At 72.5% G+C, this 21,593-nt stretch carries 22 protein-coding genes; 15 read left to right on the top strand and 7 right to left on the bottom strand.

The features are described from left to right. Positions 1-366: 366 nt before the first annotated feature. The 5 genes from STBA_RS12100 to STBA_RS12080 form a co-directional block, all read right to left on the bottom strand. Positions 367-864 (bottom strand): TIGR02611 family protein, encoded by a 498-nt coding sequence (locus STBA_RS12100; protein ID WP_253194677.1) that lies wholly within the window; start codon positions 862-864, stop codon positions 367-369. A gap of 96 nt (positions 865-960) precedes the next feature. Next, the gene (locus STBA_RS12095) at positions 961-3,312 is read right to left on the bottom strand and encodes an FAD-dependent oxidoreductase (protein ID WP_077059261.1); all 2,352 of its coding nucleotides are present in this window, start codon (positions 3,310-3,312) and stop codon (positions 961-963) included. Positions 3,313-3,335: 23 nt separating this feature from the next. After that, positions 3,336-4,190 (bottom strand): carbohydrate ABC transporter permease, encoded by an 855-nt coding sequence (locus STBA_RS12090; RefSeq protein ID WP_077063269.1) that lies wholly within the window; start codon positions 4,188-4,190, stop codon positions 3,336-3,338. Between the two features lie 9 nt (positions 4,191-4,199). Continuing rightward, positions 4,200-5,162 (bottom strand): sugar ABC transporter permease, encoded by a 963-nt coding sequence (locus tag STBA_RS12085; protein ID WP_077059260.1) that lies wholly within the window; start codon positions 5,160-5,162, stop codon positions 4,200-4,202. Beyond that, positions 5,159-6,481: an extracellular solute-binding protein gene (locus STBA_RS12080; RefSeq protein ID WP_077059259.1), complete on the bottom strand. Its 1,323-nt coding sequence runs from the start codon at positions 6,479-6,481 to the stop codon at positions 5,159-5,161. The genes STBA_RS12085 and STBA_RS12080 overlap by 4 nt, the downstream gene beginning before the upstream one ends. Positions 6,482-6,642: 161 nt before the next feature. Here STBA_RS12080 and STBA_RS12075 point away from each other — a divergent pair, with 161 nt between their 5' ends. Further along, positions 6,643-7,689: a LacI family DNA-binding transcriptional regulator gene (locus STBA_RS12075; RefSeq protein WP_077059258.1), complete on the top strand. Its 1,047-nt coding sequence runs from the start codon at positions 6,643-6,645 to the stop codon at positions 7,687-7,689. Between the two features lie 61 nt (positions 7,690-7,750). Here the strand turns inward: STBA_RS12075 and STBA_RS12070 are convergent, their stop codons facing one another. Next, positions 7,751-8,323 (bottom strand): dihydrofolate reductase family protein, encoded by a 573-nt coding sequence (locus tag STBA_RS12070; protein ID WP_077059257.1) that lies wholly within the window; start codon positions 8,321-8,323, stop codon positions 7,751-7,753. A 251-nt stretch (positions 8,324-8,574) separates the two neighbouring features. Here STBA_RS12070 and STBA_RS38290 point away from each other — a divergent pair, with 251 nt between their 5' ends. From STBA_RS38290 to STBA_RS38280, 3 genes are read left to right on the top strand one after another with little or no spacing between them, the layout of a single operon-like run. Beyond that, positions 8,575-8,907, top strand: coding sequence for a DMT family transporter (locus STBA_RS38290; RefSeq protein WP_077059256.1), 333 nt, complete (start codon positions 8,575-8,577; stop codon positions 8,905-8,907). After that, entirely contained in the window at positions 8,907-9,080 is a 174-nt protein-coding gene (locus STBA_RS38285; protein ID WP_216355918.1) for a hypothetical protein, read from the top strand. The genes STBA_RS38290 and STBA_RS38285 overlap by 1 nt, the downstream gene beginning before the upstream one ends. Before the next feature lie 12 nt (positions 9,081-9,092). Then, positions 9,093-9,575 carry a DMT family transporter gene (locus tag STBA_RS38280; protein ID WP_077059255.1) on the top strand — a complete coding sequence of 161 codons (483 nt, stop codon included), beginning with the start codon at positions 9,093-9,095 and terminating at the stop codon, positions 9,573-9,575. On the opposite strand, the gene STBA_RS12055 is transcribed toward STBA_RS38280, so the two are convergent. Continuing rightward, complete coding sequence (locus STBA_RS12055; RefSeq protein WP_077063268.1) at positions 9,572-9,799, bottom strand: DUF5133 domain-containing protein; 228 nt, start codon at positions 9,797-9,799, stop codon at positions 9,572-9,574. The two genes, STBA_RS38280 and STBA_RS12055, sit on opposite strands and share 4 nt — an antisense overlap. Before the next feature lie 210 nt (positions 9,800-10,009). Between STBA_RS12055 and STBA_RS12050 the strand changes: the two genes are divergently transcribed. The 11 genes from STBA_RS12050 (at position 10,010) to STBA_RS12000 (ending at position 21,590) form a co-directional block, all read left to right on the top strand. Then, the gene (locus STBA_RS12050; RefSeq protein ID WP_077059254.1) at positions 10,010-10,966 is read left to right on the top strand and encodes a hypothetical protein; all 957 of its coding nucleotides are present in this window, start codon (positions 10,010-10,012) and stop codon (positions 10,964-10,966) included. Between the two features lie 315 nt (positions 10,967-11,281). After that, positions 11,282-11,917, top strand: a complete 636-nt coding sequence (locus STBA_RS12045) for an SGNH/GDSL hydrolase family protein (protein ID WP_253194675.1) — start codon at positions 11,282-11,284, stop codon at positions 11,915-11,917. Positions 11,918-11,972: 55 nt separating this feature from the next. After that, positions 11,973-13,220, top strand: coding sequence for an acyltransferase (locus STBA_RS12040; RefSeq protein WP_077059252.1), 1,248 nt, complete (start codon positions 11,973-11,975; stop codon positions 13,218-13,220). A gap of 65 nt (positions 13,221-13,285) precedes the next feature. Beyond that, on the top strand, positions 13,286-13,870 hold the full coding sequence (locus tag STBA_RS12035; protein WP_077059251.1) for a GerMN domain-containing protein: 585 nt from the start codon (positions 13,286-13,288) through the stop codon (positions 13,868-13,870). A 119-nt stretch (positions 13,871-13,989) separates the two neighbouring features. Next, the gene (locus STBA_RS12030) at positions 13,990-14,682 is read left to right on the top strand and encodes a response regulator transcription factor (protein ID WP_077059250.1); all 693 of its coding nucleotides are present in this window, start codon (positions 13,990-13,992) and stop codon (positions 14,680-14,682) included. Beyond that, entirely contained in the window at positions 14,679-16,181 is a 1,503-nt protein-coding gene (locus tag STBA_RS12025) for a HAMP domain-containing sensor histidine kinase (protein ID WP_253194673.1), read from the top strand. Before STBA_RS12030 ends, STBA_RS12025 begins: the two co-directional genes overlap by 4 nt. Positions 16,182-16,281: 100 nt before the next feature. After that, complete coding sequence (locus STBA_RS12020; RefSeq protein ID WP_077059249.1) at positions 16,282-17,295, top strand: alpha/beta hydrolase family protein; 1,014 nt, start codon at positions 16,282-16,284, stop codon at positions 17,293-17,295. 95 nt (positions 17,296-17,390) lie between these two features. Then, positions 17,391-17,738, top strand: coding sequence for a VOC family protein (locus STBA_RS12015; protein ID WP_077059248.1), 348 nt, complete (start codon positions 17,391-17,393; stop codon positions 17,736-17,738). A 119-nt stretch (positions 17,739-17,857) separates the two neighbouring features. Then, positions 17,858-19,048, top strand: coding sequence for a M6 family metalloprotease domain-containing protein (locus tag STBA_RS12010; RefSeq protein WP_077059247.1), 1,191 nt, complete (start codon positions 17,858-17,860; stop codon positions 19,046-19,048). A gap of 149 nt (positions 19,049-19,197) precedes the next feature. Next, on the top strand, positions 19,198-20,421 hold the full coding sequence (locus STBA_RS12005) for a cytochrome P450 (RefSeq protein ID WP_077059246.1): 1,224 nt from the start codon (positions 19,198-19,200) through the stop codon (positions 20,419-20,421). 35 nt (positions 20,422-20,456) lie between these two features. Next, complete coding sequence (locus STBA_RS12000; protein ID WP_077059245.1) at positions 20,457-21,590, top strand: acyl-CoA dehydrogenase family protein; 1,134 nt, start codon at positions 20,457-20,459, stop codon at positions 21,588-21,590. The last annotated feature ends 3 nt before the right edge of the window (positions 21,591-21,593 follow it).

Genomic DNA, 21,593 nt, shown 5'->3' with positions numbered 1-21,593 from the left:
GTCCTGTCCTGTCGATCTTGTCGGATAAGCCCGCGGCGTCAGATGCGGTGCATCGCAAGGCGCCGGATCGCAGCTCATACCTGTCCGTATTCGCGCGATTCGGTAACGCAGCGAGGTGCCGTAGCTGGCGTCGCGGGCCCGGCAAGATCGGCCGGACAGGGCCTAGCGCGACTGACCAGGATCGCGGTGTACCAGCGCCCGGGTGACCGCCTCGCGCCGCGGGACATAGGGGCCACGCCGCCTCCGGCGCCGCCGCCACGGTGGTGTGCCACCAAGAGGGGGTGCGAGTCCGTGCTGCGGATCGTCTCCGACGTATCCCGACGTATCCCGACGCTCGTGCAGGCGGTGCGGCTGAGCCGTCCGTACTCAGTCCTCGATGCTCCAGGGCATGGCGATGCCGAATTTCCACAGGTACACCGACAGCAGCACGGCGCAGATCACGCCGCCGACCGAGGTCAGGGCAATGTTGCGGCGGCGCACCTTGGGGTCGAGGGCGCGCCGCGCGGCCTCCGCGACCTTGCGCTTGGTCCACCGCAGCACCAGCTGGGCCCAGACGAACTCGGTGCCCCAGATCGCCATGCCGGCGAATATCACCAGCCAGCCGGGCCCTGGCAGCGGCAGCAGGATCACCCCGGTCACGACGACCAGCAGGCCGACCAGGAAGACGCCGACCTGCCAGCCCAGGTGGAGGGGGCGGGAGCTCTGCACGAACCCCGGCGCCCGGGAGCCCAGCGGTTTCGCAACTGCCACGAGTCCGCCGGCTTCGCCCGGGCCGTCCGCCGCGGGCACGGCGACGTCGTCCGATGCGGCGGCGACGTCGCGCTCCTGCGGCTTGGCGATCCGGTCGGGACTCTGCATGTCCATGTGGCTCATTGCGAAAGGTCAACCCCTTAGCGGCGGCTAGCGCTGTCACCCTTGAGAATGTCGCTCGGTGACATCGGAGGCAAGTGGCAGCCCGTCTCAGGAGTAGCAGCGCAGTTCGTAGAGCGCCGCCGAGGGGTCGCCATTCGTGGCCTGGACGACCACGCGCAGCCGGCGGGCGGGGACCGGGGCCTTGAGGGTGTGGCGGCGCCGGGGCTGGTGGTTGCCCGTCACCGTCACCACGGGGTGCCAGACGGCGGGCGCGCCCGGCCGTTCCCGGCACACCTCGACCGTGTAGTCGCGCGCGCACTGCGGGTCCCGGTACAGCGGCCCGTACGTCTCGTAGTCGCGGATGAGGTGGCCCGCGAACGTGAGCTGGACCGTGCGCAGCTCGAACGGCTCGTCCCACTCGGCCTCCAGCCACTGCGGCAGCGGCCTGGCCGGGTCGGAACGCCACAGGTTGACGGCCCGGTGGGGGCGGGACTCGCCGCTGAGGACGTTCGCGGGGCCGAAACACGCCTGCGGTGGGGAGACGCGGAACGAGGCGGTGACGCCGTTGCGGTAGCGCCGCAGGTGGCCGCTGGACATCTCGAACGCGCTGACGTGCCCCGGCTCCACCCGGCTCGCGGTGTGCCAGCGCACCCCCGGCGTGGCGGCCAGGTCGAGCCGCAGGTAGCGGTGGCCCGTGCCGGGCAGCGCCTCCGCCGCGTCGGCGCCGCCGAGGTCCGGCCGCCACTCGGCCCAGTGGTGGCGGCCGGGCGGCACCCGCAGCACGGTCGTGGCCAGCGGCGGTGCCGGGGCGACGCGGTAGTCCCAGATGTGGTCGACCGGCAGCAGCGCGGCGGCGACCTCGCGTTCCTCGCCGGTGTCGTTGCTCAGGCACACCTCGATCGCAGCGAGGGTGTAGCGGCCGTCGGCGACCTCGGCCGCGATCCACTGGCCCCGGCGCGCCGTCAGCTCGTCGGCGGCGTCGTCAGGACCGGTCTTCCTGGTGCGGTCCCAGCCCTCGCCGCGCCACGGGTCGTGCGGTCCCGCGCCGTGCAGCACGGCCTGCGAGCTGGCCCGGACCGTGCGGGCCAGGCGCGCGTGGTCGCCGGGGTCGGCGTTGCGGACGTTCGGCAGGAAGCAGCCGTCCCGCAGCAGCGTCTGCTGCACTTCGCCGATGGCCTCGTCCGGCACGCGCACGGGCGCGATGCCCCGGCGCACGGCGACGGCGGCGGCGGTTCCGGCGGCCTGGCCCATGACGGCCGTGGTGTTCTGCACCCGCACGGAGCCGAGCGCGACGTGGGTGGCGCTGACGTTCCGCCCCGCCATCAGGAGGTTGCCGACGTCCTTCGCGACAAGGCTCCGCAGCGGGATGCCGAACGGGCCGACGTACGCCCGCACCGCCGCGGAGGCCGCCGGATCGTGCCCCTCCGCGGCGGTGGGCTCGCTGGTCGCGGCGAGCAGGCCGCCGGGTGTGTGCAGGTCGATGTTCCAGCCGCCGTAGGCGACTTCGTCGGGGAACGGCTCCTCGCGCCGCAGGTCGTGCTCGGTCATCAGGTGCAGGCCCATGATGCGGCGGCTCTCCCGTTTGCCCGGCAGCTGGCCGATCCAGTCCAGGGCGTAGGTGGCGGCACGTTCCTTCAGCTGCGGGTCCTTGTTCTTGATCCAGTCCCAGACGCCGAGGGCGTGCCGGGTCAGCTCGTGGCGGATGCGCTCGTTGTCGTGGATGGTGTGCCAGGGGACGCCGATCTCGATCCACCAGAAGCCGCCGCGCAGCGTGCTGGGCCGCCGACCGCCCTGGTAGAAGAACGAGGCGTCCTGGTACTCGACGGCCCAGGCGGGCAGGCGGAACTCCACCGGGTGCCCGACGTCCCTGGTCTTGAAGTGGATGGACGAGCCCATGACGTCGTCGCAGGCGTGCGGCGGGGCGTGCGGCTCGCGGAATTCGTCGCGCCCCTCCGTTCCCATGCGCCACTCGCAGCCGGCGAGGTCGGCGACCACGCCGTCGCCGGTGCAGTCGACGAAGACCTCGCCGGTGAGGGTCAGTTCCGTCTCGGCGTGCGTGGTGCGCGCGGTGACGGCGGTGATCCGGCCCTCGCGGGTGTCCACTCCGGTCACCGTGGTGTTGAGGTGCAGCGTCAGGCCCGGGGTGCGCATCACCAGGTCGTACTGGACCAGGTCCCACACGCCGTTGGTCCAGCCGTTCTCGAAGATCTCCTCGTGGTTGGCGGCGCGTTCCTTCGCCAGCAGCTCCGAGACGATGCCGGTCTCGCGCGCGTAGGCGTGGTAGATGGCGGCACCGCGCGGCACCACCCGGATCTCCGAGGAGCTGTTGCCGCCGAGAACGGGGCGGTCCTGCACCAGGCAGGTGCGGGCGCCGTGCCTGGCCGCGGCGACGGCGGCGCTCAGGCCCGCCAGTCCGCCGCCGCAGACGACGACGTCGTAGGACTCGGTGAGGTTGTGCATGAGCGGAGTCTCCTTGGCGCGGTTCAGCCCTTGACGGACCCGGTCGAGATGCCCTCCACCAGGTGCTTCTGGAAGATGACGAAGAGCACGAAGACCGGGACGACGGTCAGGACGGACATGGCGAACAGCTGGCCGTACGAGGAGTCGCCCATGGAGTTGAGGAACATCCGCAGCCCCAGCGGGACCGTGTACTGGCTGCTGTCGTTGAGGTAGATGAGCTGGCTGAAGAAGTCCTCGTAGGTCCAGATGAAGGTGAACGCGGCGGTGGTCACGAGCGCGGGGCGCAGCAGCGGGAAGACGACGCGCAGGTAGATCTGGAGCGGGTTGCAGCCGTCCACGGCGGCGGCCTGGTCCAGCTCGGGCGGCAGCGAGCGGATGAACTGGACCATCAGGAAGATGAAGAACGCGTCCGTGGCGAGGAACTTGGGCACGACCAGCGGCAGGATCGAGTTGATCCAGCCCAGCTCGTGGAAGAGGAAGTACTGCGGGATCAGCACCGCGTGGTACGGCAGCATGATCGTGGCCAGCATCAGCGCGAACCACAGCTTGCGGAACCGGAAGTCGAGCCGGGCGAAGGCGTAGGCGGCCATCGAGCAGGCGAGGACGTTCCCGATCACGGCGAGCACCGAGATGGTCAGGGAGTTGAGGAAATAGGTGCCGAAGTCGCCGCCGGCCTGCCAGCCTTCGCGGTAGTGCTCGGTCGTGGGGCTGCCCGGCACGGGCGAGGTCTCGCTGAAGATGCGGTTCTCCGGCTTCAGCGAGCTGCCCGTCATCCACAGCAGTGGATAGATGGTGATGAACGCGCCGGCGGCCAGGGCCGCGTGGAGGGCGAAGCGGCGCCAGGCCCGCGACGGCGGCCCGGCGGGACGGGTGAGCACGGACAACGGTCAGCTCCTTACGTCCGCGTAGTGGACCCAGTACCTGGACGTCAGGAAGGCGATCGCGGAGAAGACCGCGATGACGGCGAAGAGCACCCAGGCCAGCGCCGAGGCGTAGCCCATGTGGAACTGGGTGAAGCCCTCCTCGTACAGGTAGAGGGTGTAGAACAGCGTGGAGTCCGAGGGACCTCCCGTGCCGTTGCTGACGACGTACGCGGGCGTGAACGCCTGGAATGCGCCGATGACTTGCAGCAGCAGGTTGAAGAAGATCAGCGGGCTGAGCAGCGGCAGCGTCACCGAGCGGAAGCGGGTGAACGGCCCGGCGCCGTCCAGTTCGGCCGCCTCGTACAGTTCGGACGGGATCTGCCGCAGCCCGGCCAGGAAGATGATCATGGGTGAGCCGAACTGCCAGGCGGCCAGCACGATCATCGTCAGCAGCGACGTGTCGGGGTCCGCGATCCAGGAGTGCCCGGTGTCCGCGCCGAACCAGGACAGCACGTGGTTGAGCAGCCCGTCGGAGCCGAAGAGCTGCCGCCACAGCACGGCGATGGCGACGCTGCCGCCGAGGAGCGACGGCAGGTAGTAGATGGCGCGGTAGACCCGCAGCCCGGCGACACCGCGGTTGAGCAGCATGGCCACGGCGAGGGCGAACGCCAGACGCGCGGGCACCGAGGCGAAGACGTACTGGAAGGTGACGCTCAGCGAGTTCCAGAACCGTTCGTCGTCGAAAAAGGCGTGGGTGTAGTTGTCCAGGCCGATCCAGTGCGGCGGGTCGAAGAGGTTGAAGTCGGTGAAGGACAGCGCGAAGGAGGCGGCCATCGGGCCGAGGACCAGGAGGAAGAAGCCGAGCAGCCAGGGCGCGAGGAAGAGGTAGCCCCAGCCGTTGTGGCGGTGGCGGCGGCCGGGCCTGGTGCGGGTGCGGGCGCCGGTGCCGGTGCGGGTGGCGGACCTGGTGCGGGCGAACGCGTTCATGCGGCCACCACCCCGGCGGCGAAGTCGTAGTACGCGCCCGCCGCCGCCTCGGGCGAACGGAGGCCGAAGCCCACGTCCTGGTTGTAGCGGTTGAACTCGTCGCGCGCCTCCGTGAAGCCCAGCGGCCACACGCGGGGCAGCGGCGTGGAGTGCCGCGCCACCCGGTCCATGTAGTCGAGACCCGTCCGGGTCACCGGATCGGCCGTTCCGCGGGCGCGGGCGCGCGCCTCGGCGCGCGGTGGGGTGCCGAGCAGCGTGCCGATCCGTTCCTCGGCCCGCCGGTCGTTGACGAGGAAGTCGACCAGCGCGACCGCGACGTCCGGGTGGCGGGTCCCGGCGGCGACGGACCACAGGCTCGCCGCGTTGACCCACAGCCCCGGCCGGGCACGCCCCGGCGCGCCGGGCGCGGGGCCCGGCGGGAGCAGCGCGCCGTACTCGCTTCCGAGCAGGGAGGCGTAGGAGGCGATGTCCTGCGTCCAGCCGAAGGTCATGGCGGCCCTGCGGCGCACCATCGGGCTCTGGGCCGCCATGTCGATGCTCTCCGCGGACATGTCGGGCGGTGGCGCGGCACCGCTGTCGCGCAGCCGCTGCCAGAGCGCGAGCCATTCCGTCAGCCAGTCGGCGGGGAAGGCCGGCCGGTCGTCCTCGTCGAAGAGTTCACGCCCGCGCTGCCGCACGAAGAGCTGGAACGCCATCAGGTCGCCGCCCGCGTCCTGGATGCCGTGGACCTCGCCGCCTGAGCCCCGGTGCACGTCCTCGGCCAGGCGTTCCAGGTCGTCCCAGGTCCACGAGCGGTCCTCCGGGAGGTCCCGGCCGGTCGTCTCGCGCAGCAGGTCGCGGTTGACGATGACGGTGAGTGCGTTGGTGGCGGCGATGACCGCGTAGGTCCGCCCCCGGTAGCGGCCGGTGGAGCGGGCGCTCTCGTCCACACCGTCCAGGCGCAGCTCCCCGGTCAGGTAGCGGTCGAGCGGGCGGAGGGCGCCCCGGCCCACGTACTCGGGCAGGTAGGTGGCGGCCTGCATCATCAGGTCGGGGGCGTCGCCGCCGGCGGTGCGGGTGGCGAGCTTGTCCCAGTAGCCGTCCCAGGGCAGGAACTCGGACCTGACGCGCGGGCGGCCCGCCCCGGCGGCGCGGAAGGCGTCGACGGCCTCGTTGAGGGCTTCGTTGAGGCCCGGGTCGCCCCACCAGCTGGCGGCCATCCCCGAGCCGCCGCCGCCACCGCAGCCCGCCGCCACCAGGCCGGTGGCGGCGAGCCGGAGCAGGGTCCGGCGCGGGGGACGACGGGGGTTCGGCGGAGTGCGGGCGGTGTGCTGCGGCATGACGGTGCCTCGGTGCGGGAGTCGAGGGCGGACGGCGTCCGGGCGCGCGGCAGCGCCCCGGACGAGCGTCCTGAGGTGGACACCGCCCGAGTGTGTAACGTTAAACTTGGCTTGTAAACCCCCTCGGCCGTGGCTGGTTTCCGCCAGGCGATACTGGCGCCATGCCACGCGAAACCCCAGGGTCCGCCCGGCCCGGCTGGCGCCCGTCGCTGAAGGACGTCGCCACACTCGCCGGGGTCTCGGTGATGACGGTGTCCAATGTGGTGCGCGGCGCCCCCAATGTTTCGGCCGCGACCCGTGAGCGCGTACTCGATGTCATCGAACGGGTCGGCTACGTGCCCAACTCGTCGGCCCGCAACCTGCGCGCCGGACGTTCGGGCGTCGTCTCCTTCGCCATCCCTGCCATCGACAACTCGTACTTCGCCGAACTGGCCCGGCTGATGATGGACGAGGCAGCCGCCCTGGGCCGGACGGTGCTGATCGAGCAGACCAAAGGTGACCGCGAGCTGGAGCGGCGCGCGCTGACGGGCTACGGCCCGACACCCACCGACGGGCTGGTCTTCTTCCCGCAGGCGCTGGACGGCGCACAGGTGTCCCAGTACGCGGCCGGCCGCCCGCTGGTCCTGCTCGGCGACCGGGGCGGCCAGGGGCCGGGCGACGTGGTGACGGTGGACAACGAGGGCGGGGCGCGCGAGGCCGTCGCCCACCTCCTCGCCACGGGCCGCCGCCGCGTCGCCGCCGTGGGCGACCCGCGCGGTCCCGGCACGGAGAACAGCCACCGCAGGCTCGCGGGCTACCGGGCGGCGCTCCGGCAGGCCGGGCTGCCGTTCGACGCCGGTCTCGTGCCCGCGGTGGCGTCCTACACGCGCGCCCAGGGCGAAGCGGCGGCCGGGGCGCTGCTCGACGGTGGCCAACCACCCGACGCGGTCTTCGCGTTCAACGACATGCTGGCGGTCGGCGCGGTGCACGCCGCGCTGAGCCGGGGGCTGCGCGTGCCCGAGGACGTGGCCGTCGCCGGATTCGACGGCACCGACGAGGCGCGGTACTGCAACCCGCCGCTGACCACCGTCGCGCCGGACAAGCGCGGCATCGCGCGGGAGGCGATGCGCATGCTCGGCGACCGGATCACGCGGGGCGACGAAACCCCTTACCGCACCGTGCGGATGGGGCACCAGCTGCTGGTCCGCCGCAGCACGGTCGGCCGGTAGCGCGGGCGGCGGTCACGGGGGTGACGTGGGCGGGACCGCCGCCACGAGCGCGAAGGCGCCGTCAGCGGATGACGTCAAAAACGTTCTTTTGCAGGCCGTTTGCGTACACCTCGTGCTCGACGAGCTTCAGCTTCTGAGTGTCCTTGTCCGTGCCGCTGAACAGCCGCTTGCCCGCGCCGAGTAGCAGCGGGAAGACGAGCAGGTGGTAGCGGTCGATCAGGCCGGCGTCCGAAAGGCTCCGGTTGAGTGCGGCGCTGCCGTGGACGATGATCGGGCCGCCCTCGGTCTCCTTCAGCGCGGCGACCTCGTCGAGCGAGCGCAGGATCGTCGTCTCGCCCCAGTCCGAGACGAGATCGCCTTCGGTGAGGGTGGTGGAGACGACGTACTTCGGCATCACCTTGTAGTCGGCGAAGTCCTCCATGCCGGGCCAGACCGGGCTGAACGCCTCGTAACTGACCCGGCCCAGCAGCAACGCGGCGGCTTCCCGCTGCTCCCGGTCCTTGATCTCGTACGCCTCCGGAAGAAACTCCACGTCCTTGAAGGTCCACCCCGAGTTCCGGTAGCCGGGCTCGCCGCCCGGGGCCTCCACGACTCCGTCGAGCGAGACGAAGGCGGTGCTGATCAGGGTACGCATCTGAGGTCTCCTAGGGCTGCTTTCCGGTTTCCGGCAGGTGCCGTCCGTGCACGCGGCGTTCGGTGCGCCGGCTCACCATGACTGACCGCGTGCCGCGCGGAAACTTATCGGTCCCCGCCCATCTTTCTCCGGCGCGATTCCCGGCCGCGCGAACGTGATGTCCGAATGCCGCCGGTCGCCCGGCGCGGGAGGTGTGAGGCTGAGGCGATCGGTCGCGGCACGTGGGCGCGGTCGGGAGATACGGAGAACGAATGCCTCAGGCGCGCACGGCGGGCTCGCCCATGGTGCTCGGCCGGTTCCTCCTGCTGGCGTTCGCCTGGGGCGCGAGCTTCCTGTTCATCAAGATCGGCCTGGAAGGGCTCTCGCCCGCCCAGGTGGTGCTCGGCCGCATGGTGACGGGAGCCGCGGCCCTGCTGGTCATCGTCGCGGTGACCCGGCAGCGGCTGCCCCGGGACCCGGTGGTGTGGGGGCACCTGGCCGCGGTGGCCGTGCTGCTGTGCGTGGCGCCGTTCCTGCTGTTCGCGTGGGCCGAACTGCGGCTGTCCTCGGGGCTTGCCGGCATCTGCAACGCCACGACGCCTTGATGACGACGCTGGTCGCGCTGGTCGCACCGCCCGGCGAGCGTCCGGACCGCGTCAAACTGACCGGGCTGCTGGTGGGTTTCGCGGGCATGTCGGTCGTGCTCGCGCCGTGGCGGGGGTCGGCCGGCGGCCCCGGGACGGCGCAGGCCGCCTGTCTGCTGGCGACGTTCTGCTAGGGGCTGGCCTTCGTGTATCTGCGCCGCTTCGTCTCCCCCCACGGTCTGCCGGCTCTCGCGGTGGCGGCCGTTCAGGTCGGCCTCGGCGCAGTGATCATGTTGCTGGCCGCCCCGTTCGTCGCCACGTCCCCCGTCCACCTGTCGTGGCCGGTGGTGCCCGGCGTCTCCGCGCCGGGGGTGGCGGGCACGGGGCCGGCCTACGTGTGGAACACCAACGTCGTCGCCTCGTGGGGCGCGATCAGCGCGTCGACCGTCACCTACCTGACCCCGGTCGTGGGCCTCGCCCTGGGCATCGCCGTGCCCGGCGAGGCCGTCACGTGGAGCGAGCCGGCCGGCGCGCTGATCGTCCTCGCCGGCATCGCCATCAGCCAGGGCCGCGTCCCGGCCCGGCGGACCAAGTCCTCGGTGAAGGCAGGGACCCACGGCAACTGCCTTTCGCCCGTTGGACGTCATCGGGCCCCGGCGCCCGGCCCCCGCCCTCGGCGCGCGGGCTAGTCCAGGAACGCGCCGTCGCCGGCACCGGCGACGGCGCGTTGGTGGCGGGCGGCGGCCAGAGCCGCGTCCACGTCGCGGGTGCCGGTGGAGACGCACAACGTGTAGGCCACGTCCTCCCTGCGCTGCCGCACCTCCGGATCGTCGGCGCCTTCGGTGTGAAGCAGGCCGAGAGTTTCGTACTGGTCGATAAGGTTCCGCAGCACGTCCGGATGTGCCATCAACACGACAAACTCCTTCACCTCAAAGCGCTGGTCGAGGTCTCCCATCCGTCTACCCGGCCTTTCCACCCGCACACCGGCACGCAACCCGATATCGAGTAGATGCAAACCAGTTGGCTGCATTTGCAACGTCACGGGGTAGAAGCAAGGCAGGACGACGCGGCGTTGGGAGCCGACGGCACCTCGCCGGGGTCGTGAGCGGAGAAAGGAGAGGAGATGCGGCAGGCGGCAGTTCTCGACGTCGGATGCCACAGCGCCCTGCTGGCCGTGGGACGGCGTCGAGTCGGGTCGGTGCTGGAACAGGTGTACAGCCGCAAGGTGCGGCTGCGGCTGCACGAGGCCCTGGACGGGGACGGGTGCCTGGACGAGTCCGGGGTGGAGAGCGTGTGGCGGGCGGTCGCCGAGGTGGTCGCCCAGGACCTGCCGGTGCCGCCACGAGAGATGTTCGCGTTCGCGACCTCGGTGATCCGGGACGCGCCCAACCGCGAGGAGGTCATCGCGCGGGTCAACCACGCGACCGGCACCCGGCTGCGGGTGCTCCCCGGGGTCGAGGAAGCCCGACTGGCGTACGTGGCCGCCCGCCAGTGGGCGGGCTTCCCCCAACACCCGCTGCTGGTACTCGACATCGGCGGCGGCACCGTGGAGGTCGCCGCAGGCACGGCCGACCGGCCCCATGCGGCGCACTCGCTGCCGCTGGGCGCCCGCCGGATCACCCGCGACCACCTGCCCGGCGGCCGGTCCCCCGACGAACGGCAGCTGGCCAGGACCCGGGACTACGTGCGGCAGTCCCTCACCGAGGCCGCCCTGCCGACGGCCGCTCCTGGCGACCGCGTCCTGGCCTGTTCCAAGGTCTTCGCCCAACTCGCCCGCCTCACCGCCCACCTGGGCGAGCCGCAGGGGAACGGCCGGTGGCTCACCCTCTCCCGGCTGCGGACCGCCATCCCCCTCCTGGCGGGCATGACCCCCGCCCACCGCGCCCGGCTGCCCGGCATCTCCCGGCACCGCGCGGAACAGTCCCTGGCCGGGGCCCTGGTCGCCGAGGCGCTCCTGGAGACCTGCGGCGCGCCTCGGGTGGAGATCTGCGGCTGGTCCACCAGGGAAGGACTGCTGCTGGAGCACCTCCAGGCCCCCGGCGGCCGGGAGGCGGCGCCGGGAGAAGCGGCCATCGCCTGAACGGCCGACTCGGCCCCTCCGGAGGTGATGAGCGCTTCCGCGTTGTGTGATGGAGAGATGACAGCGCCGCCGGGCGGCGAATCCCGCTGATTCTCTGGGCCCATGCAGATCGCAACCAGCCCTCGTGGCCCCGCCCGCCGCCGTCGTCCCGTTCTTCTCGCCACTCTCGCGGCGGCCTTCGTGAGTGCCGGTGCCCTCCTGACCGGGTGCGGCACCGACGGCACCGGCGATACCGGTGCGTCTGGTGCGTCCGGTGCCGGGACGGACTCGCCGTCGCCCTCGCGCGAGCAGGAGAGCGCCGCGAAGGTTCTGTGGATGGGCGACTCCATCGCGGGCGTGGAAGGGCCGGCGCTGGAGGCCGCGCTCACGGCGAGCGGGGTGGAGTTCATGAACGCCTCCTCCGACGGCGGCGGCACCGTCGTGGAGGGCGACGAGATGAGCAGCCGGCTCGCGGAGTCGACGTGGGAGGACCTGGAGGAAAACATCGCCTCCTTCCGGCCGGACGTCATCGCGTACCAGATCACCACCTACGACTGGGGCACGCCCGAGCAGCAGCGTTCCTCGTACGAGAAGCTGGCCGGGACGGCGCGGGACGCAGGTGCCGAGCTCGTCCTCGTCTCCGCCCCGCCGTTCAGGATCGACGACTTCTACCGGCCGTACGAGAGCGCGATCGAGAGCGCGCCCGAGGTGGCCGGGGAGGTCGCGGAGGCCGGCGGCGGGCGAGTGCACTTCCTCGACTCCGCGCAACTGTGGGGCACCGAGAGCGACGCGGAACGGGCACAGCGGGCGCCCGACGGCATCCATTCGTGCCAGCAGGGCTCGGCGGCCTTCGCCGCCTGGTTGAGCGAGGAGCTGGGCGAGCGGTACGACTTCGCCCCTGCCGCGCCCGAGGAGTGGGCCGACGGCTCCTGGACCGGGGACGAGAGGTTCGCGCAACTCGGCTGCTCGTGACCCCCCGCGTGACGCTCCTGCTACGGGACGGCTCCGCCGTCCGCCGAGGACTCCGATGCCTTTTTCCCGTTCCCCCTCCCGTGCCCCCTCCCCATCCCGTCCGGCCCCGGCCGCGGGGCGAGCCGCCGCCCGTGGTCATCTCGCCCCGCTCGACGGCCTGCGCGGATGCGCCGTCGCGGCCGTGCTGCTGTTCCACGCCGGGCATGTGGAAGGCGGTTTCCTCGGCGTCGACCTGTTCTTCGTGCTGTCGGGCTTCTTGATCACCGGGCTGCTGCTGAGGGAGGCGGCCGGCCGGGGCCGTATCGACCTGGCCGCGTTCTGGGCGCGCCGGGCGAGGCGTCTGCTGCCGGCGCTGGCCGTCATGGGCGTCGGGACCTTGCTGCTGGCCTGGGCCTTCGGGCCGCCCGCGCTGCTCCGCCTCGCGCTCGACGACGCGCCCTGGGTGGCCGTCCAGGGGACGAACTGGCACTTCATCGCCGAGCAGGCCGGTTACTGGGATGCCTCCGACACCCGGCTGTTCGCCCACCTGTGGAGCATCGCCGTCGAGTGGCAGTTCTACCTGGTGTGGCCGCTGGTGGTCCTGGCTGCCGCCCGCGGGCGCGGGGGCGAGTGGCGCGTCGCCTCTCTCGCCGCCGCCGGTGCGCTGCTCTCGCTGGCGCTCATGGTGGGTCTGGCGGACCCGGTGGACACCACGCGGGTGTACGAGGGCACCGATACCCGCGCGTTCTCACTGCTGCTCGGGGCCCTGGCCGCCACCGCGCCGATCCGCGACCTGTGCGCGCGCGTCCCCCGGCCGGCCGCGGACGTGGTGGTCGCGCTGCTGGGGTGCGGGCTGGTCGCGTCCTGGGTGCTGACCGGCGGCCAGAGCACCCCCGGACTGTTCCGGGGCGGGATGTTCGCGCACTCGCTGGCCGCCGCCGTGCTGATCGCGCTGCTGGCCGGGGTGCCGGACGGCCGTACCGGACGGCTGGTGGGCAGCGCCGTTCCGCGCCGGCTCGGTGAGCTGTCCTACAGCCTGTACCTGTGGCACTGGCCGGTGTATCTGCTGCTGCCGGAGGTGGTGTTCGGGATCGGCGGATGGGGCCGCACCGCGGTGGCGATCGGCCTGTCGCTCGGGGCGGCCGTGGCGGCGAAGCGGTGGGTGGAGGACCCGGTGCGGTTCCGTGCCCGGTGGGCGACCGGGCGCCGGGGGCTGCTGACGCTGGCCGCCGCGGCCGCCGTGGCCGCCGGTGTGTGGGCGGCGATACCGCAGCCGCACCCCGGCGCGGGGACGGTGGACGTGGACCGGCTGATGGCACCGTGAGCGGCGTGGGCGAGACGGGCGGCGGACGCCCGGGGGCCGCACCCGGGGCGAGGGAGACTGGGCGCATGAGGGACAAGCACGCCACCGGGCGAACGGCGCGGCACCGGTCCGGGCTGCCGGTCCTCGCGTCCGCCCTGCTCACGGCCGCCGCGGCGCTGGCCGGTTGCGGCGTCTCCGACACCGGGCCTGTGGCGGCGGGTGCGCCGGCCGCGGGAGGGCTGACGGTCGAGGGGTCGGAGCTGCTGCGGGTGTACTTCGTCACGCCGCAGGGGGCCTGGCCCGCGACGCGCCCGGCGCCCGCCGACGCGGGACCGCAGCAGGCGCTGAACGCCCTGCTCGGCGGGCCCACCGCCGCCGAGCGGGCGCGCGGGCTCGACACGGCACTGCCCGCGGGTTCCCACGAGGTCAGCGCGCGGGCGTCGCCGGGCACGGTCGACCTGTACCTGCCGTGGCTGGTGGCCGAGTTGGACAGCGTGGCAGTGAGCCAGCTGGTGTGCACGGCCGCCGCGGCACCGGGGGTCCCCGGGGCGAACGCACCGGTGGACGTGGTGGTGCGCGTCCACGAGTCGGGCCTGGCGGCGGACCCCTGGGAGGTCATGTGTGACGAGACCGGCACGGCCGCCCCGCGCGGGCGCACCGCCTCCCGGTAGGCCGGGGCGCCCGGGAACGAACCGACACTGACGAACTGGCCGGGAAGAGCCGGCGGAGATCAACCGGCGGAGAAAAGCCGGCCGGGAAGAACCAACTGGGAAGAGAGGAGGCCGTCTTCATGACGCGGGTCCTGCTGATCGAGGACGATCCCGCCGTGCGGCGCGGTGTCTCGCTGGCGCTGCGGCGGCGCGGCCACGAGATCGAGGCGGTCGGCACGGGGGAGGACGGCTTGGACGCACTGGCCGCGTCCGCCCCGGAGATCGTGCTGCTCGACCTGATGCTGCCCGGCATCAGCGGCCTTGAGGTGTGCCGGCGGATTCGCGAGACCAGCCAGGTGCCCCTCGTGATCCTCTCCGCACGCGGTGACGACGTCGACGTCGTGGTGGGCCTTGAGGCCGGCGCCGACGACTACGTCGTCAAACCGGCCAGTGGCGAAGTCATCGAGGCCCGCATCCGTGCGGTGCTGCGCCGCGTCGCGCCCGCCCCACCCGACGCCCCCGCCCTCGCCGAGCACACCACCTACGGCGATCTGGCGATCGACCGCGCCGCTCTGCGCGTGGCCAAGGGCGGCGAAGACCTCGCGCTGGCCCCCTCGGAACTCAAACTGCTGCTGTTCCTCTCGGCCTCCCCGGAGCGGACCTTCAGCCGCCAGCAGCTCCTGGAACAGGTGTGGGAACACAGCTACTACGGTGATGCCCGCCTGGTGGACGCGTGCGTGATGCGGCTGCGCGCGAAGACCGAGGACAATCCGCGCCGCCCCCGCTACGTGCAGACCGTGCGGGGCTTCGGCTACCGATTCGGCCCGCTGTGAGACGGCGCCCGAGCCTCCCCCGTCTGTCGCTCCGCGGCCTGTTCCCCCGCCGTCTGTCGCTCCGTGGCCTGGGCACCCGGCTCGTCGTCGGCTTCCTCCTGGTGTCCGCTCTCAGCGCCCTCACCACCGCCGCTCTCACCTTCCGGCAGGCGCGTTCGGCCATCCTGGACCGGGCGCAGGACAGCGCCGTGCACGATCTGCGCACCCAGGTCGGCGCCCTCGCACCCGACTTGCCGGCCCGGCCCGCCGAGGCGGACCTGCGCGCCCTCACCCTTCAGCTGGACCGTTCCGCGGGCGCGCGTGACTGGCGTACCGCCGCCGTCTACCGCGACGGCCCGCTGATCACCGCCGGCCCCCCGGCGCCGGCCCTTCCCGCGGAGCTGCCGGCGGCCGCCTCCTCGGCCACGACCGCCCTGGCCCAGCGCTTCCACCACGACGACCGGCCCTGGCTCGCCATCGCCCTGCCCGTCACCTCCGCCGACCACCCCTCCGAGCCGTCCGGCCTGGTGGTCTACGCCGCCTTTTCCCTCGCCGCCGAGCAGCAGGACGTCGCCTCGCTCGTCGCCGCCGCACGCGCCGGTGCCCTGCCCGTCGTGCTCGCCGCCGCCGTGCCCGCCCTGCTGGCCGCCCGCCGTGTCCTGCGACCGGTGCGGCAACTGCGTTCCGCGGCCGAGGACATGGCCGAGGGCGCCCTGGACACCCGCATTCACGTCACCGGCGGCGACGAACTCGCCGACCTAGGCCGTACCTTCAACACGATGGCCGCCACCCTTCAGGCGGACGCCCAGACGCTGCGGGACATGGAGACCAAGGCCCGCCGGTTCGCCGCCGACGTCTCCCACGAACTGCGCACGCCCCTGGCGGCGATGACCGCCGTGACCGGCGTCCTCGACGAGGACGCCGCATCGGGCCGCCTCGCCCCGGAGACCTCGGAGGCGCTGACGCTGGTCGCCGACGAGACACGCAAACTCGCCCACATGGTCGAAGACCTCATGGAGATCTCCCGCTTCGACGCCGGGGCCGCCCGCCTGCACCCCGACGACATCGACATCGGCGAACTCCTGCGCAAGACCCTGGCCCTTCGCCACTGGCAGGACCGGGTCGACACCGACGTGCCCGAACGGGGGCCGCGTGCCCGCCTCGACCCCCGACGCGTCGACGTCATCCTCGCCAACCTCATCGGCAACGCGCTGCGCCACGGCGGACCGGCGGCGCGGGTGCGCGTGCACGTCCGGCCCGGCGCCGACGCGCTCACCCTCACCGTCGCCGACGACGGTCCTGGCATCCCGGCCGAGGTACTGCCGCACGTCTTCGACCGGTTCACCAAAGGCGACGCGGCCCGCACCCGCAGCGAAGGCAGCGGACTCGGCCTGGCCATCGCGGCCGAGAACGCCCGTCTGCACGGCGGTACCCTCACGGCCGCCAACGCGCCCGAAGGCGGCGCGGTGTTCACCCTCACCCTGCCGCAGGTCCAGGACCGCTCCTCGCGGAGCCCGTGACGGGCGGCTGGAGGAACCCCCGGCGGTGGCGCCACGTGCACCCCCGATCCGGTGTTCAGCGTCCCTGACGCGGCCGACGGCGCTCCGTAACGTCGTGGCCATGGCGACTCAGGGTAACGAGAACGTGCGGAAGACGGAGAAGTCCGGCGGCTTCGGCCGGCGGGCGTGGCTGCGGAGCGCCGGGCTGGCCGGCGGCGCGGCCGTGCTGTCCGCCGGTGCGGGGGCCGGCATCGCCGGCGCCGGTGACGGCGCCCAGGACCGGGGCCGCGACCGGCGCCCGACCACCTTCGTCCTGGTCCACGGCACCCACAGCGGCGGTGTCTTCTGGGCGCCGTTCGCCCGCGAACTCCAGTTGCGCGGGCACCGTGCCATCGCCGTCGACCAGCCGTACCACGGCGCCGGCGCGTTCGTTCCGGAGTCCTACCAGCGTCAGGACCTCGCGGCGATGGCCACGGAGCCGTCGCCCCTGGCCGACGTGACCCTGGACGACTTCGAACGGAACGTGACGCGGGCGGTCCGCCGCGCCGCCCGGCACGGCCGCGTGGTGCTGATCGGGCACAGCATGGGCGGCCTGTCGGTCAGCCGGGTCGCGGAAGCCGTGCCCGAACTGATCGATCACATCGCCTACATGGCGTCGTTCTGCCCCTCGCCCGCCATGCCGACCCTGACCGACTGCATGTCATCGCCCGAGGCCGCCTCGGCGGTCAGCCCCGATGCCCAGATGATCGGGGACCTGGAAGAACTCGGCGTGATCCGCATGAACTGGCGCACCGGAGACGCGCACGACCTCGACGTCTTCAAGGAGATGATCTGCGCCGACCACTCGGACGCCGCGTTCCGCACCATCATCGGCGACCTCCAGACCGACGAGTCGGTCCGGGTGACGCTGGACCCGGCGGTCGGCACCGCGCACCGCTGGGGCCGCATCCCGCGCTCGTACTTCCTCTTCGGCCGGGACCGGATGATCACCCCCGAGTTGCAGAAACGGATGATCAGGGAGGCGGACGAACGCACGCCGGGCAACCCCTTCGCCGTCCACGACTTCGACGCCTCGCATATCGGCCCGCCCGACCCCGCCCCGGTCGTCGACGTGATGGACCGCCTGGCCCGCTGACGTCCCCGCACGTGCGGCGTGGGGGAGTGCGCCGCGGCGCCCCTGCGGAAAGAATCGACGACGCCTACAGCCGCCTCGATCAGCAGGAGCCGCTCATGTCCATCCGCCGGGTCGTGCCCGATATCCGAACGGACGCCATGGAGGAGAGCCGGGACTTCTACGGTCTTATGGGGTTCGAGGAGGTCATGAACCACGGCTGGGTCCTGACACTCGCCGCCCCCGGCAACCCCACGGCGCAGATCACGTTCATGAGCCACGACGAGACCGCGCCGGTCGTGCCCGATGTGAGCGTCGAGGTGGACGACGTGGACGCGGTCCACACGGCGATGCGGGAGAGCGGCGCGGAGATCGTGCACTCCCTGCGGGACGAGGAGTGGGGCGTGCGCCGCTTCTTCGTCCGTGACCCCAACGGCCGGGTGGTCAACGTGCTGAGCCACCGGTGACCCCGCCCCCGCGGGCCGGAAGCTGATCGTGTGCGGAGGGTTTACAGACTCGATGTGCAATGTGCAATATCACACGTGACATCCTCATGATGCGTCATCAAGGAGCAGGGGAGAGAACGTTGAACGAACGACGCAGCGCCTTCATAGCGATCGCGGCCCTCCTCGTCACCGGCGTCGCGGCGGCACCGGCCACCGCCGAGCGTGCCCACGCGGCACCCGCTCCGGGCGCTGCGCAGTGCAAGCTCCCGGCCGCGACCGGCGATCTGGGCTCCGGCTTCCCCGTCGACGACCAGGCGCTGCCCGCCGTCGGGACGCTCAACGCGGCGATGCTCTTCGTCGACTTCGAGGACCACCCCGCCCCTCGCGGATCGCTGCTCAAGGCGGAGTCGAACCTGCGCTCCGGGGTCGAGTACCTCGAAAACGTCTCGGGCGGTGCGCTCGACATCGAGGTCACGAACTCCGACGGCTGGGTCCGCATGCCCGAGCCATCGACCTCGTACCCGTTCGAGCGGGGCCTGAGCTACGAGGACCACGTCCGGTACATCGGTGACGCGATCGAGGCCGCCGACGCGGACTTCGACTTCTCGGACACCGACGTGGTCTGGGTGGTCGCCACCGAGGAGGCCGAGAGCATCAGCTACTCGCCCACCACCAACCACCTCGACGTCACGGCCGACGGGAACCACCTCACGCACGCGGTCACCTTCGGCTACGACCAGTGGCGGTGGGGCGGCCTGGTACTCGCCCACGAGACCGGGCACTCGCTGGGGCTGCCCGACCTCTACCTCTTCGAGGCGCCGGAGGACGACCCGGAGAACTGGCACGCGGCCGTGGGCGGTTGGGACCTGATGGGCCTGATCTCCGGGCAGGCGCCCGAGTTCCTCGCCTGGCACCGCTGGCAGCTCGGCTGGCTCGCCGACAGGCAGGTGGTCTGCGCACCGCTCGACGCGCGCACGACCGCGACCATCGTCCCGGTCGAGGAGTCGACGACCGGCAGGCCCACCGCCGACGCGATGGTGGTACTGCCCGTCTCGGAGACGCGAGCCGTCGTGGTCGAGAACCGTCAGGCCATCGGATACGACCGGGAGATCCTGGCCCCGGGCGCCCTCGTCCACACCGTCGACACCGGCGTGCGGACCGGCCACGGCCCCGTCCAGGTCGTGGACGCGACACCCGGCTCGGCCGACGCGCTCGACGACGCCCCGTTCCAGCCGGGCACATCATGGACCGAGCCGTCCACCGGCGCGGTCCTCACGTTCGGGGAAGCCCGCGGCAACGGCCTCCGCATCACGATCGACCCCGGAGCCTGAAAGCGGCGGCGCTGGTCCGGGGCGCCGTCGTCAGGTAATCCGATTACATTTCTTCTTCAGTGCCCGCCACTTTCCCTCTTTGCCGTATGGTCAGGTCGCCCGGCCGGTGGATAATATGTGCCGGGAGCGCACTGCTCGGGGAGGGTAAGATGCCGGACCCGGAATCGCTAATTCTCTCGATCCTCGACCCGGACGGCAGGGATAATCCCCATCCGGCGTTTGCTGCCCTGCGGAGCAGCGTACCGGTGTATCACCACGCCGGACTGGACACCTATTTCCTCACGCGATTCGCCGATTGCCATGCCGTGCTGACCAATTCCGCATTTCGTGTCCCCGACCGCGAATGGTGCTCCCATGCATTTCCCGATTGGCGCGAGCATCCCGCCGCGGAATTCTTCTACTCATCCCTGCTCCGGACGAACGGGGCCGAGCACAGCCGAGTCCGCCGCCTGATCGGCGGCGGGTTCGGTGCCCGCCGGATCTCGGCGCTGCTTCCGGCCGTCCGGGGCATCGTCGACGAGCTGCTCGACCGCTTCGCCGACGCCACGGCGGACGGCGGACCGGCCGACTTCCAGGAGCTGGTCGGCTACCCGCTGCCCATCGCCGTGGTCAGCCACCTCATCGGTGTGCCGCCGCAGGAGCGCGGGGACTTCGACCGGCTCGGACATGACGCCGGCCGCCTGCTGGAGCCCGTGCGCACCCAGGAGGACTGGCGGCGCGCGGACGAAGCCGTCGTCGCGCTCCGCACCTACTTCGCCGATCTCGTCCGCAGGCGGCGGGCACGGCCGGCCGACGATCTGACGTCCACCCTGCTCGCCGTCCGGGACGTCGACGACGGGCGGCTGTCGGCGGACGAGCTGGTGGACACCCTGCTCCTGGTGCTGGTCGCCGGGTTCGAGACGACCGCGCATCTGCTGGGCCTCGCCGTCCACGCCCTCCTGTCGCACCCCGAGCAGTGGCGTCTCCTCGCCAAGCGGCCGGGCGCGGCCGCCGGTGCCGTCGAGGAGACCCTGCGCTGGGACACCCCCGTCCGTATGACGGAGCGCATCGCGGCCCGCCCCGTCGAGGTGGGCGGTGTGCCGATTCCCGAGGGCGGCAATGTGACCGCCGTCCTCACCGCGGGGAACCGTGACCCCGCCCGCCACCCCGACCCCGACACCTTCGCCGTCCTGCGCACCGACATCAAGGTGCTCAGCTTCAGCGCCGGCCCGCACTACTGCCTCGGTGCCGCCCTGGCACGTGCCGAGGGGGCCGAGCTGCTGGAGCGGATCGTGAGCCGTTTCCCCCGGCTGGCGCCGGCGGGCGAGCCGGTGCGGCGCAAGTCCGTCAGCCTGCGCGCGTTCGCCCGGCTGCCGCTCGCCGCCGTCGGCTAGCGGGGCCGCGCGGCCGTTCCCCGAAGGGAGTGTCCATGAGGTTCATGCAAGGCGAACGTTCCACTCTCGACAGGCTGTTGCCCGGTCTCGACGCGTCCCTCGCCCGCTTCCCGCTGGACGTGCTGGAGAGCGCGCCGAGTCCGGCCATCGAGGCGTTCCGTGCGGCGGGCGGCACCGGCCTCCTGGTGCCCGAGGAGTACGCCGGGCTCGGCGCCACGCCGCTGGAGGCCGTGCGCGTCCAGCGGGCCCTGGGCGCCCGCTGCCCCTCGCTGGCCGTGGCGACCACCATGCACCACCTGTCCGTCGCCCCCCTGGTGCGCGCGGCCCACGACGGCACCGGCGTGGAGGGGCCGCTGCTGGCCCGTATCGCGAAGGAACGCCTGCTGCTGGCGTCCGGCTTCGCCGAGGGCACCACCGGACAGAACATTCTGCGGCCCCACATCACCGCCGAACGGCGCCCGGACGGCCGCGTCGTGCTCAACGGCAGCAAGAAGCCGTGCAGCCTCTCCCGTTCGATGGACCTGCTGACCGCGTCCGTCGCCATGCCGGGCGAGGACGGCGTCGCGCGGCTGGCCGTCGCCGTCGTGCCCGCCGACACCCCGGGGATCGAGGTGCGGCCGTTCTGGCGCACGCCGGTCCTGGCGGGCGCCGAGAGCGACGAGGTCGTGCTGCGCGGCGTGGAGCTGGACCCGCACATGGTGATCCTCACCGAGGTCACCGCGGACGCCGTGCCCGACGCGCTGAACGTCGCGGGCTTCCTGTGGTTCGAACTGCTGGTGACCGCCGCGTACGTGGGCGTCGCCGGCGCGCTGGTCGAGCGGGTCATGACCGCGCCGGGCGGGGGCCCGGCGGACCCGGCGGCGTTCACGGTGGGCCTCGACGCCGCCATGCTCGCGGTGGAGGCCGTCGCGCGCGCGATGGAGACGGTGGAGTGGACGGACGCGCTGCTGGTCAGCGCCCTGTCCGCCCGCTACGCGGCGCAGGACGCCATCGCCCGGACCACCAGCGCGTGCCTGGCCGCGCTGGGCGGGATGGCGTTCATCGGTTCGCCGGAGGGCACCTACCTGGCGTCGGCCGCGGCGGGACTGACGTTCCATCCGCCCTCGCGGGCCCGCATGGGCGGCCCGCTGCGGGACTTCCTGCACGGCTCCCCCCTGCGCATCGGCTGACGC

It is taken from the genome of Streptomyces sp. MP131-18 (assembly GCF_001984575.1).
GTDB classification, from domain to species: Bacteria; Actinomycetota; Actinomycetes; order Streptomycetales; family Streptomycetaceae; genus Streptomyces; species Streptomyces johnsoniae.
The sequence above is the reverse complement of the archived record's forward strand: the minus strand, read 5'-3'. Positions and strand labels throughout refer to the sequence as shown.

What these genes read in the sequence shown, in the direction of transcription:
- STBA_RS12100 (WP_253194677.1), bottom strand. Translation starts at nt 864, where the DNA reads ATGGACATGCAGAGTCCCGACCGGATCGCCAAGCCGCAGGAGCGCGAC.
- STBA_RS12095 (WP_077059261.1), bottom strand. Translation starts at nt 3,312, where the DNA reads ATGCACAACCTCACCGAGTCCTACGACGTCGTCGTCTGCGGCGGCGGA.
- STBA_RS12085 (WP_077059260.1), bottom strand. Translation starts at nt 5,162, where the DNA reads ATGAACGCGTTCGCCCGCACCAGGTCCGCCACCCGCACCGGCACCGGC.
- STBA_RS12080 (WP_077059259.1), bottom strand. Translation starts at nt 6,481, where the DNA reads ATGCCGCAGCACACCGCCCGCACTCCGCCGAACCCCCGTCGTCCCCCG.
- STBA_RS12075 (WP_077059258.1), top strand. Translation starts at nt 6,643, where the DNA reads ATGCCACGCGAAACCCCAGGGTCCGCCCGGCCCGGCTGGCGCCCGTCG.
- STBA_RS12070 (WP_077059257.1), bottom strand. Translation starts at nt 8,323, where the DNA reads ATGCGTACCCTGATCAGCACCGCCTTCGTCTCGCTCGACGGAGTCGTG.
- STBA_RS38290 (WP_077059256.1), top strand. Translation starts at nt 8,575, where the DNA reads ATGCCTCAGGCGCGCACGGCGGGCTCGCCCATGGTGCTCGGCCGGTTC.
- STBA_RS38285 (WP_216355918.1), top strand. Translation starts at nt 8,907, where the DNA reads ATGACGACGCTGGTCGCGCTGGTCGCACCGCCCGGCGAGCGTCCGGAC.
- STBA_RS12050 (WP_077059254.1), top strand. Translation starts at nt 10,010, where the DNA reads ATGCGGCAGGCGGCAGTTCTCGACGTCGGATGCCACAGCGCCCTGCTG.
- STBA_RS12045 (WP_253194675.1), top strand. Translation starts at nt 11,282, where the DNA reads ATGGGCGACTCCATCGCGGGCGTGGAAGGGCCGGCGCTGGAGGCCGCG.
- STBA_RS12040 (WP_077059252.1), top strand. Translation starts at nt 11,973, where the DNA reads ATGCCTTTTTCCCGTTCCCCCTCCCGTGCCCCCTCCCCATCCCGTCCG.
- STBA_RS12035 (WP_077059251.1), top strand. Translation starts at nt 13,286, where the DNA reads ATGAGGGACAAGCACGCCACCGGGCGAACGGCGCGGCACCGGTCCGGG.
- STBA_RS12030 (WP_077059250.1), top strand. Translation starts at nt 13,990, where the DNA reads ATGACGCGGGTCCTGCTGATCGAGGACGATCCCGCCGTGCGGCGCGGT.
- STBA_RS12020 (WP_077059249.1), top strand. Translation starts at nt 16,282, where the DNA reads ATGGCGACTCAGGGTAACGAGAACGTGCGGAAGACGGAGAAGTCCGGC.
- STBA_RS12015 (WP_077059248.1), top strand. Translation starts at nt 17,391, where the DNA reads ATGTCCATCCGCCGGGTCGTGCCCGATATCCGAACGGACGCCATGGAG.
- STBA_RS12005 (WP_077059246.1), top strand. Translation starts at nt 19,198, where the DNA reads ATGCCGGACCCGGAATCGCTAATTCTCTCGATCCTCGACCCGGACGGC.
- STBA_RS12000 (WP_077059245.1), top strand. Translation starts at nt 20,457, where the DNA reads ATGAGGTTCATGCAAGGCGAACGTTCCACTCTCGACAGGCTGTTGCCC.